This window comes from Nitrosophilus sp., assembly GCF_982775275.1.
This window is the reverse complement of the sequence record NZ_CEXZHP010000054.1, coordinates 1-8,715: the sequence shown is the minus strand read 5'-3', so window position 1 is coordinate 8,715 and position 8,715 is coordinate 1. Positions and strand designations below refer to the sequence as shown.

12 protein-coding genes and 2 pseudogenes are annotated in these 8,715 nt (G+C 29.9%); 7 read left to right on the top strand and 7 right to left on the bottom strand.

Translation table 11 applies throughout. The features are described 5' to 3' along the window. From AC30RD_RS04120 to rpsR, 5 genes and pseudogenes are all read left to right on the top strand, one after another. Nucleotides 1–224: pseudogene (locus tag AC30RD_RS04120) on the top strand (ribonuclease R); the annotation flags it as partial. A gap of 17 nt (nucleotides 225–241) precedes the next feature. Beyond that, complete coding sequence (gene holA, locus AC30RD_RS04115) at nucleotides 242–1,219, top strand: DNA polymerase III subunit delta (protein ID WP_489492993.1); 978 nt, start codon at nucleotides 242–244, stop codon at nucleotides 1,217–1,219. Between the two features lie 96 nt (nucleotides 1,220–1,315). Continuing rightward, nucleotides 1,316–1,678, top strand: coding sequence for a 30S ribosomal protein S6 (gene rpsF, locus AC30RD_RS04110; protein ID WP_489492992.1), 363 nt, complete (start codon nucleotides 1,316–1,318; stop codon nucleotides 1,676–1,678). 12 nt (nucleotides 1,679–1,690) lie between these two features. Continuing rightward, nucleotides 1,691–2,149 (top strand): single-stranded DNA-binding protein, encoded by a 459-nt coding sequence (gene ssb / locus AC30RD_RS04105; protein ID WP_489492991.1) that lies wholly within the window; start codon nucleotides 1,691–1,693, stop codon nucleotides 2,147–2,149. Nucleotides 2,150–2,162: 13 nt separating this feature from the next. Next, nucleotides 2,163–2,435, top strand: coding sequence for a 30S ribosomal protein S18 (gene rpsR, locus AC30RD_RS04100; protein WP_489492989.1), 273 nt, complete (start codon nucleotides 2,163–2,165; stop codon nucleotides 2,433–2,435). Here the strand turns inward: rpsR and AC30RD_RS04095 are convergent. Genes AC30RD_RS04095 through AC30RD_RS04065 form a run of 7 tightly spaced genes read right to left on the bottom strand, consistent with a single transcriptional unit; the run spans nucleotide 2,427 to nucleotide 8,141 of the window. Further along, complete coding sequence (locus AC30RD_RS04095; RefSeq protein WP_489492988.1) at nucleotides 2,427–4,307, bottom strand: HDOD domain-containing protein; 1,881 nt, start codon at nucleotides 4,305–4,307, stop codon at nucleotides 2,427–2,429. The two genes, rpsR and AC30RD_RS04095, sit on opposite strands and share 9 nt — an antisense overlap. Before the next feature lie 6 nt (nucleotides 4,308–4,313). Continuing rightward, nucleotides 4,314–4,994 carry a class I SAM-dependent DNA methyltransferase gene (locus AC30RD_RS04090; RefSeq protein WP_489492987.1) on the bottom strand — a complete coding sequence of 227 codons (681 nt, stop codon included), beginning with the start codon at nucleotides 4,992–4,994 and terminating at the stop codon, nucleotides 4,314–4,316. Next, entirely contained in the window at nucleotides 4,991–5,608 is a 618-nt protein-coding gene (hisG, locus tag AC30RD_RS04085) for an ATP phosphoribosyltransferase (RefSeq protein ID WP_489492986.1), read from the bottom strand. The genes AC30RD_RS04090 and hisG overlap by 4 nt, the downstream gene beginning before the upstream one ends. After that, complete coding sequence (locus tag AC30RD_RS04080) at nucleotides 5,605–6,222, bottom strand: type III pantothenate kinase (protein WP_489492985.1); 618 nt, start codon at nucleotides 6,220–6,222, stop codon at nucleotides 5,605–5,607. The genes hisG and AC30RD_RS04080 overlap by 4 nt, the downstream gene beginning before the upstream one ends. Continuing rightward, nucleotides 6,209–6,541 (bottom strand): hypothetical protein, encoded by a 333-nt coding sequence (locus tag AC30RD_RS04075; RefSeq protein ID WP_489492984.1) that lies wholly within the window; start codon nucleotides 6,539–6,541, stop codon nucleotides 6,209–6,211. Before AC30RD_RS04075 ends, AC30RD_RS04080 begins: the two co-directional genes overlap by 14 nt. Continuing rightward, the gene (locus tag AC30RD_RS04070) at nucleotides 6,541–7,539 is read right to left on the bottom strand and encodes a hypothetical protein (RefSeq protein ID WP_489492983.1); all 999 of its coding nucleotides are present in this window, start codon (nucleotides 7,537–7,539) and stop codon (nucleotides 6,541–6,543) included. Before AC30RD_RS04070 ends, AC30RD_RS04075 begins: the two co-directional genes overlap by 1 nt. Beyond that, complete coding sequence (locus AC30RD_RS04065; RefSeq protein ID WP_489492982.1) at nucleotides 7,536–8,141, bottom strand: hypothetical protein; 606 nt, start codon at nucleotides 8,139–8,141, stop codon at nucleotides 7,536–7,538. Before AC30RD_RS04065 ends, AC30RD_RS04070 begins: the two co-directional genes overlap by 4 nt. 111 nt (nucleotides 8,142–8,252) lie before the next feature. On the opposite strand from AC30RD_RS04065, the gene gatC reads away from it, so the two are divergent. Together gatC and AC30RD_RS04055 are read left to right on the top strand one after the other, a co-directional pair. After that, on the top strand, nucleotides 8,253–8,546 hold the full coding sequence (gene gatC / locus AC30RD_RS04060; RefSeq protein ID WP_489492981.1) for an Asp-tRNA(Asn)/Glu-tRNA(Gln) amidotransferase subunit GatC: 294 nt from the start codon (nucleotides 8,253–8,255) through the stop codon (nucleotides 8,544–8,546). Between the two features lie 10 nt (nucleotides 8,547–8,556). Then, a pseudogene (locus tag AC30RD_RS04055) lies at nucleotides 8,557–8,715 on the top strand (type IV pili twitching motility protein PilT); the annotation flags it as partial.

Below are 8,715 nucleotides of genomic sequence, written 5' to 3'. Positions count from 1 at the left end.
TTGCAAGATGGGCAAAAGAGAATATCAATAAAGAGTTTTTTGCTATTGTAACGGATCCAGAATCAACTCCGATTGCCATTATTGAAGACGAGATTGTTGGGCCAAGGGTATTTTTACCAAAAGATAAAGATAGAGTTGAGCTTTTTGATAAAGTCTATATTCAGATAATCGACGCTGATATAGCAACCACCAAAATTATCGCAAAAGTCGTTAGATGGGCTTAAGAACAAAAGGGTAGAATGTGTATAAAAAAGATATAGACAACCTCCTAAATAAAGGCTTCAATCTTAAATCAATCCTTTTATTTGGGCAAGAGCCATACTATATAAAAGAGTATTCAAAAAAGATAGCCGATCTTTTGGATCCTCAAAAAGAGACAAGACTTGTTTATTATTATGACGAATACAATTTTGAGGGAGCTAAAAATTATCTTTCTCAATCCTCTCTTTTTGGAGATACCAATATTTTTATTTTAAAACATGACAAAGCTATACCAAAAAAAGAGTTAGATACGCTAATAGAGATATGCAACAAAAACGAAAATAGCTATTTTATATATGAATTTTATACTGATGATGGGAAAAAGGCTCTAAAGAGCTTTGATAAGAAAAAAAGAGCAGATTTTGTTAGATTTTTTAAGCCCTCTTTATACGAAGCAAAAAATATAATATCCTCTTTTGCAAAAAACAGCGATATCAATATAAACGAATATGCAATAAATCATCTACTTTTATCTTTGGAGTTAGATATCTTAATGGCTATAAACGAACTTAAAAAGATCTCCATAAAAACAAAAAATATCCAAAATAAAGATATAGACGAGCTTCTTTTTCCGCTTGCGCCTTTAAATCTTGAAAAATTTTATATAGATCTTTTAAACAAAAAAGGGATTAAAGAGATACTATTTAAGATAGAGGAAGAAGAGATAAACGAAATAAGAGTAATACTTGGCTTACAAAATTTCTTGCAACAGCTTTTTATGTTTCACTCCTATATAAAACTTAACGGAAGAGCCGATTCTAAAGAGATTTTGGGGTATAAACTTCCCCCTTCTATAGAAAAGGAGAGAGTATCTTTGGCAATAAAAATTAAGCAAGAGCAATTTTTAAAGATATTAAAAGAGCTTCAAAAAAGCGAGTTATACCTAAAAACAAAACCCAATATAGAAAAAAAAGGATATTTGTTTTCAACTTTAATAAAAATTCAAGCTTTGTTATGATAATATCAGCCTCTATTTTAGGATAGTCTAAAATAGCCTTGCCGGGGAGACTCGGATATACGGACTGCGGTCCCAAAATAGCCAAAAGGAGAAGATATGAGACATTATGAGACGCTTTTTGTCTTAAAGCCAACTCTTACAGAGGAGGAGGCAAAAGCAAGATTTGACTTCATTAAAGAAGTTATAGAAAAAAATGGTGGCGAAGTTGTCGCTTATGAGGATTTTGGAGTAAGAAAGCTTGCTTATCCTATCCAAAAATATGAAAGAGGCCACTATTATGTTATCTATTTTAAAGCTCCATCATCTACAGTTTTAGAGCTTGAAAGAATCTATAGAATCACAGAAGATGTGATTAGATTTTTGACGGTAAAATATGAAACAAAAAAAGATATTGCGGCTTGGGAAAAAATGGTGCAAAGAGCACAAAAACACACAAAAAAAGAAGAGGCGGCTAGCTAATAGGAATAAACAATGTATAACAGAGTTATAATGCTTGGCAATCTTACAAGAGATATAGAACTAAGATATACCCAAAACGGCATGGCAATAGCAAAAACCGCGATTGCCACAAACAGAAGATTTAAAACACAAACGGGCGAACAAAAAGAAGAGACCTGTTTTATCGATATAACAATGTTTGGCAGAGCAGCCGAAATCGCAAATCAATATCTTGGAAAAGGTAGAAAGGTATTGATAGAGGGAAGGCTGATTTTTGAGCAGTGGGTTGATAGCAACGGTCAAAAAAGAAGTAAACACTCAATTGCTGTTGATAATCTACAAATGATTGATAGAGCAAGCGATAGTGCCGTGGCTCCTCAGCCCTCACAAAATTTTGAACAACAAAACAGAGCGGCATCTTCGTATCAACCTCCAAGCTCAAAAGAGGAGATTCCAGAGATTGATATCGAAGATGACGAAATACCATTTTAGTTAGGAGAAGATAATGGCGGAAAAAAGAAAATTTAAGAAAAGATATTGCAAATATTGTGAAGCAAAAGTGACATTTATAGATTATAAAGATTTGGAGCTTATCAAACCAAGTCTTAGCGAAAGATATAAAATAATGCCAAGAAGATTAACCGGTAACTGCAAAAAACATCAAGAGATGGTTGAAGAGGCGATCAAAAGAGCAAGACACGCAGGACTTATTCCATACATAGTAGATAGAAAAAGAGTTATCGCAAATCCTTTTGAAGAGATTAAGCCTCTATTTTAACTGAAGGGAGTTTTTCCCTTCAATCGCAATATACTTTTCTACACTCTTTTTAATTATCGCATCCATACTATATATTTTATCCTTAAAATCTAAAATAGAGCATACATTAGTTTCTAACTCTTTGTTAATTTCACTACAGGCTATTTTTAACATAGACTTATATATAAACTCATTATCAAAATATGAAGGAATATCTATTATAAAATCTTTAAAAAGTTGATGCATTTTGCTCTTTTCAAAGTCTATCATATTATAAGCGCTATAGGTTACAAATATTTTACCCTCAAAATCCTTCCAAAGCTTTACAAAATCATCCCACAAATTATCAGATAGTTTTTCTATATCTTTAAAAATTACAATATCAAATCCGTTAAAAAGCTCTATTTTTAGATCTTCATCTTCTAAATTTTTTGTTGGGATTACGCAAAATGGCATATCATAAAAATCAAACTCGTTTGAATTTATGGCAAGGTCTATAAGATACATTGCAAAAAAGGGATCTTCATATCTAAAGGCGGCTCTATTTAGTTCCTTTGAGAGAAGAGAGATCTTATCTATAAAGGATGAAAAATGGAGTTCTTTACCTAAAATCTTTGTTAAATTTAGATTTACCGTTGGAAAAGATATATTTGAAATTCTATTTTTTATGCCAATATTATGCAATATTTCGTTTGCTTCAAATATAGTTTCATTTAAAAAAGAGATCGCTTTTGAGCTATCTAAACCAAATCTTTTCAATCTATTTAATAAAATTATCCCACTTTTTTTATCTTTTGACAAAATAAACTCAAGTGCCAAAAAGGTAAGATAGGCAATATAAGAAAATCTAAGTTTTCTAGAGCTTAGCGATATTTTACTACTATCTTTTAATTCAAAATATGGAAAATGAGACAGATGCGCTAAAATATATCCGTCATAAAGATAATTAAAAAGTCCCAATTTATTTATAAAATAGTCTTTATTTATCTCTAAAAAATCTACTCCAAAAAAATATCTCTCATAAATTCTGGCTAAATACCCATACAAAAATTTTGGAGATTTATATATTTTTTTAAACTCTTTATCCCCTTTTTCTATCAAAAACTCCACTCCTAGCATATCAGTAGTTAGCAAAGATCTGCCTTCGCTTCTTAAATCCCTAAAAGAAAAAAGAGGAGCAAGTTTTTTAAAAATAGAAGATTTTAAAATATTATAAAACTCATAATTTTCAAATTCCGTAAAATTTTCATTTGACAAAGTTATTTTTGTATTTATATACTCATATACTATCTTTTTTACCTCTTCAAAGCCTATTCTTGTTATTGCGGTAGTAACGTTTGTTATTTCGGACTTTGAAGCACTTTCAACGGAGTTTGCTTTTTTTATAATTCTCTCTTCAAGTTCAGGCAATGTTTGGATATGGGATTTGAATTTTTCAACGTTTGTATTTGGATCATCAAGCTCAAGCATAAGATTTATAACCGCTTTTATCTTTTCTATCTCTTCATCATCTTCTATATCTTCGATGGAAAGTCTATTTTTTGGCTCAAAAATATAACTTTTGGGCTTTAAAAGATGAGATTTTATGATCTCTTTTGTGTCAACCTCATCCTCAAACTTTAATCCAGCCTCCTTTAGAGTCTCTCTTTTTACGGTAGCTTTAATCTCTAAATTATTTAGGTTTATATCTAGATTTTCTTTTTTTAACTCTTCGATCTCCTCTTTGGCAACCCCAACACCGTTTTTTGAGATGTCGATAACTTTTCCTATACCTTTTATATAAAGATTGTCAACATGATATCTATCTGATTCTCTTTTACTTAAAAAAATATTTTTTTTGCTCTCTTTTTCAATCTTTTTTTTCTCTTTTTTGCCAAATCCAAACAATCCCATATAATTTTATTCCTTTTTGTAAATAAGTATCGCTTTATCTGAGATATCTGAAAATAAAGCCACAAAATCGATATCTACAATCTTTAAATTTTTAGCTTTTTTTAATGAATCTATCTTATGGTAATATTGCTTTATAACACCATCTTCTTTTTCGTAACATTTATCTTTTTTTTCAAATAGAGTTATTTTTGTTGTAAGAATATCTTTTTCAAATTCTGCGTCTATCGCTATAAAAAGATCATTTTTGTCAATTATAGAACTTCCTTGGGCAATCTCTTCAAAACCGTATAACGTATTGATATCGCAAATAAAATATCCACCTTTTTCTAAAACATTATCGACACATTCTAAAAATCTTTTTAACTCATTTTTATCAAGATAGTTCAACACATCAAAAATAGCCACACACGCTTCATATTTTTTATTTACACTGCATAGATCTATATTTTTTGCTTTAACACCAAGCTCTATAGCTCTTTTTACCATTTTTTCGCTAAGATCAATCCCCTCTATATCAAAACCCATCTCTTTGGCTCTTTTTATAAACTGTCCGCTTCCGCAGCCGATATCTAAAACTCTGTTTACCTCTAATATTTTTAATTTTTCTAAAAAAATATCATAAAGTTCGTTTATCTCATTTTCAAAACCAAGATAGGGCTCAATCTTTGCATAAAGATCTAAACTCATAAATTTTTAACCTCTAAAGAGATCTTCTCATATAAAGACAATATCTCATCCTTTTTTGATAAAAAGCTATTTTTATTTGCTATTAGATGGGCACTTGAGTCCATTATAGTTAAAGCCGGTTTTAATCCGTTTTGTTTCATAGTTTCACCGGTTTCCACAATATCTACTATCATATCGGCAAGTCCAATGATAGGCGCCAATTCGATAGATCCGTAAAGTTTTATTATCTCAACGGCTATAGCGTTTTTACTAAAATAGTCCCTTGTAATATTTACCATTTTTGTAGCCACTTTGATGCTCGGCTTTGAAAAATCAAGCTCTTCGTTATCTTTTATTCCGATGCATACCTTACATTTTCCTATACCCATATCAAGTAGTCTAACCAAATCAAGCTTTTGCTCTTCCAATACATCAAGTCCAACAACGCCGATATCCGCGGCTTGGTGATAAACATAAGTAGGAACGTCTTGATTTCTTACAAGCAAAAACCTAAAATTTTCGCTATTTAAAATAAGCTTTCTCTCACCAAACTCAAATTTTTTTCCAAATATCTTTTCAAAAATCTCAAGAGTCTCTTTAGCTATTCTTCCTTTTGGAAGGGCTATGGTTATCATAATTTTTCCTTTACGATTTTTATCATTCCTTTAAAAATTAGCTTATCATCATAAACAGAATTTTTAAAAAATCTTGATAGCTTCTTCCCGTCTCCTCCGGTTAAATAGATTTTTTTCCCTTTGGAAAAATCTTTTATCGCCAAAACGACGGGTTTTAAAAGACCATAACTCACCGCCTCTTTTGTATTTAGAGGGATTTTATTAATATCCAAATCAAAATCTATTTCTTGATCCAGCTTTGATGATATATTTTTTAAAGCATCCTTTGTAGCTTTAAACCCTGGCATTATAAAACCGCCTAAATGAGCGCCTCTTTCCATCAAATCAACGGTTATCGCGCTACCGGCATCTACAACCACGCCATCTTTAACGCTCATACAGGCAACTTTTCTATCGATACCCAAATTTTTGTATTTAGTTTTAAACTCTATAAAATTTTCAAGATTTACCCAATTTTTCAAAGACAAAATTTCACTCTTTACTTTTTCGTTTACATTTATGTAATAAACTTTATCATCTTTATGATTATTTATAAATTTATCTATATCTTCTGTCCATACTTTTTTATTGTCAAAAAAATGGGCAAAACTATTTCCTATATCACAAAGAAGCATTTATAGTCTCGATTTTCTCTTTTTGTAATTTTTCCAACGCCTTTGAACAGATAGGCGAAGAGATAAGCAAAAACTTTTTTTTATAGGAGTGCTCTTTTTTTTCGATGATTTTATCAATAACCTCTATCAAACTTAACGCATCTTTTATTAAAAATCTACTTTTTCTATCTATCAAAACCACAATCACAAAACTGTTTTTAAGATCCACTCCCTCAAAAATCTTATATCTTTTTTTTATTTTGAACTCTTTTAGATCCAATGATTTAAAATCTTTAAAAATTATTCCGCTATTTTTAAAAAACTCGACTATATTTTTCATCACTGTTTTAGTTGAAAATATCTATCATCAAAAAATATCTTATCTTTAGCGGTAAAAAGAAAACTATCGATCTTACTTGGAAGCTCAAAAACGTTTGATACTACCAAAGAATGATCCGTGGCTATCAAATATCCCTCTTTTTCAATAATATAGATATATTCTCCATAAATCGCACCGGTAAAATGAGCAAAAGGATATTTTCTTGTTTTTAAAATATTAAGATCAATGTCTGCTAAGATTACTCTACCATCTTTAGCCAAAATATAAATTGCATCTTTTACAAATAAAACATCACTCAAATCAACGTCGATACTGTTTATTGTTTTAGGATTAACCGATATTATTTTGTTTGGCGTAGCGGCTACCAGTCTATTTTCGATAACGTTTAAATATATTATATTGTTTAAAAATTTTTTTGTTCCAACTATTATGGTTCTAATAGCTTTATATGAATTTTTATCCACTATCAAAATCTTTCCATCAAGAGTCGGAAAAAGTATCAAATCGCCCAAAAAATAAGCTGATGCTATTTTAGTATCTACAGAATAGATTGTTTCACTTTTTTGTTTAAATAAGATTTTGTCTTTTTTATAATCAATAAGCATTAATTCGTTATTATCAAAAACCAAAGCTAAAAGATTATCTTTTATTTTTGCACTTGCCGCTCTTTTAAATTCAAAACTCTTTTTATAAACTAAATTGTTTTTTTTATCTATAACAACTATTTTGCCGCAATTATGAGCACCAACTATTAGCCCCTCACCTTCTCCGATATATTCAAAATCTTTTGGAAGCTTAACATCCAATAATCCATCTTTAGTTATAACCTGTCCGTTTTCAAGGGTAGCACCCTCTCTTGTAATATCAACAATTTTTGCGGGAAGCTTTCCATCAAACTCCACTTCTCCTTCTACTTTTGATGGTTCAAAATATTTTTTTGTGCTACATCCTGTAAAAACCAATATATAAAAAGATAAGATCAATAAAATTTTTTTCATTTTTCAACCTTTAACCCATAATGAAGCAAAAAAGTGGCATAAGGATATACAAAAGAGTCTTTATTTATACTTTTTAATCTCTCTTTTGCTTTTTTTATCTCATCTTTTTTATAAAGTAAAAACGCCTCATCTAATATAGCAAGATCTTTTAAAAGGGATTTTTGATTAAGCTGATAAGAATAAAGCGCCTTTTGGTCTTTTTTTAACGCAGCGCTCTGATAAGCCGCAATATTTGAGACAACCGGTATTTTTTTTGAAGCTATCTCATTTAGTTTTTGAGCATCATTTTTTTCTAAAGCAGTTCTAAATAGGAAAACATCATATAATACGGGATTTTTCTCTTTTAAAATATTTAAAGATTTTTTATCTTGAGGATTTGACAAAAGCTTTAAATAAGCTTCGTTAGAAACTTTTAAATCATACTCTTTTTTTAGGTCATAACCTATATATCCCCCAATCAAGACCACTATAAAAACCGTTGCGACAATCAAATGTTTTTTATATTTTTTATAAAATTTCTCAGCTCTAACGATCTGTTCTAAAAACTTTTCTTCGTTGGAAATCTCCTCTTTTAAAAACTCTATTGTGTCTTTTGCAGCCAAACTGTTCCCCTTTTATAATTTTTTATGTTTTTGTATATTAACAAATCAAATATAAAAACCATATTATTTTTATGGTAAAATGACACAAAAATAATAATTTTAGGAGATATTATGGAGCAAATCGATAAAAAATTATTAGATAGACTTCAAACTCTTTCTAAACTAAATATTGAAGAATCAAAAAAAAGTGATGTTTTAAATGATCTAAATAGATTTTTGGAATTTGTAGATGTTTTAAATGAATTGGATGTTAAAGATTTGGAGGCAACTTTTTCTACATTGGAAGGAGGAGCCCCATTAAGAAAAGATATCCCAATAATTCAAGAAGATGTCTCTAAAAAAATATTAAAAAATGCACCAAAATCTTTGGATAATTTTTTTATAGTCCCTAAAATTATCGAATAAGGAATAATTTATGAGCGAAATGGATATAAGAAAACTTTTAAAAAGTGTTATTGCGTATAAAGCTTCGGATCTACATTTAGTAAGTGGAAGCGAGCCGCAAATTAGGATAGATGGAAAACTTGTTCCCCTAAATCTTCCAAAACTTAGCGGCAAACAGATAGAAGAGATG

Coding starts and splice junctions, on each gene's coding strand:
- AC30RD_RS04095 (WP_489492988.1), bottom strand. CDS start 4,307: ATGGGATTGTTTGGATTTGGCAAAAAAGAGAAAAAAAAGATTGAAAAA.
- hisG (WP_489492986.1), bottom strand. CDS start 5,608: ATGATAACCATAGCCCTTCCAAAAGGAAGAATAGCTAAAGAGACTCTT.
- AC30RD_RS04090 (WP_489492987.1), bottom strand. CDS start 4,994: ATGAGTTTAGATCTTTATGCAAAGATTGAGCCCTATCTTGGTTTTGAA.
- ssb (WP_489492991.1), top strand. CDS start 1,691: ATGTATAACAGAGTTATAATGCTTGGCAATCTTACAAGAGATATAGAA.
- AC30RD_RS04070 (WP_489492983.1), bottom strand. CDS start 7,539: ATGAAAAAAATTTTATTGATCTTATCTTTTTATATATTGGTTTTTACA.
- rpsR (WP_489492989.1), top strand. CDS start 2,163: ATGGCGGAAAAAAGAAAATTTAAGAAAAGATATTGCAAATATTGTGAA.
- AC30RD_RS04080 (WP_489492985.1), bottom strand. CDS start 6,222: ATGCTTCTTTGTGATATAGGAAATAGTTTTGCCCATTTTTTTGACAAT.
- rpsF (WP_489492992.1), top strand. CDS start 1,316: ATGAGACATTATGAGACGCTTTTTGTCTTAAAGCCAACTCTTACAGAG.
- AC30RD_RS04075 (WP_489492984.1), bottom strand. CDS start 6,541: ATGAAAAATATAGTCGAGTTTTTTAAAAATAGCGGAATAATTTTTAAA.
- gatC (WP_489492981.1), top strand. CDS start 8,253: ATGGAGCAAATCGATAAAAAATTATTAGATAGACTTCAAACTCTTTCT.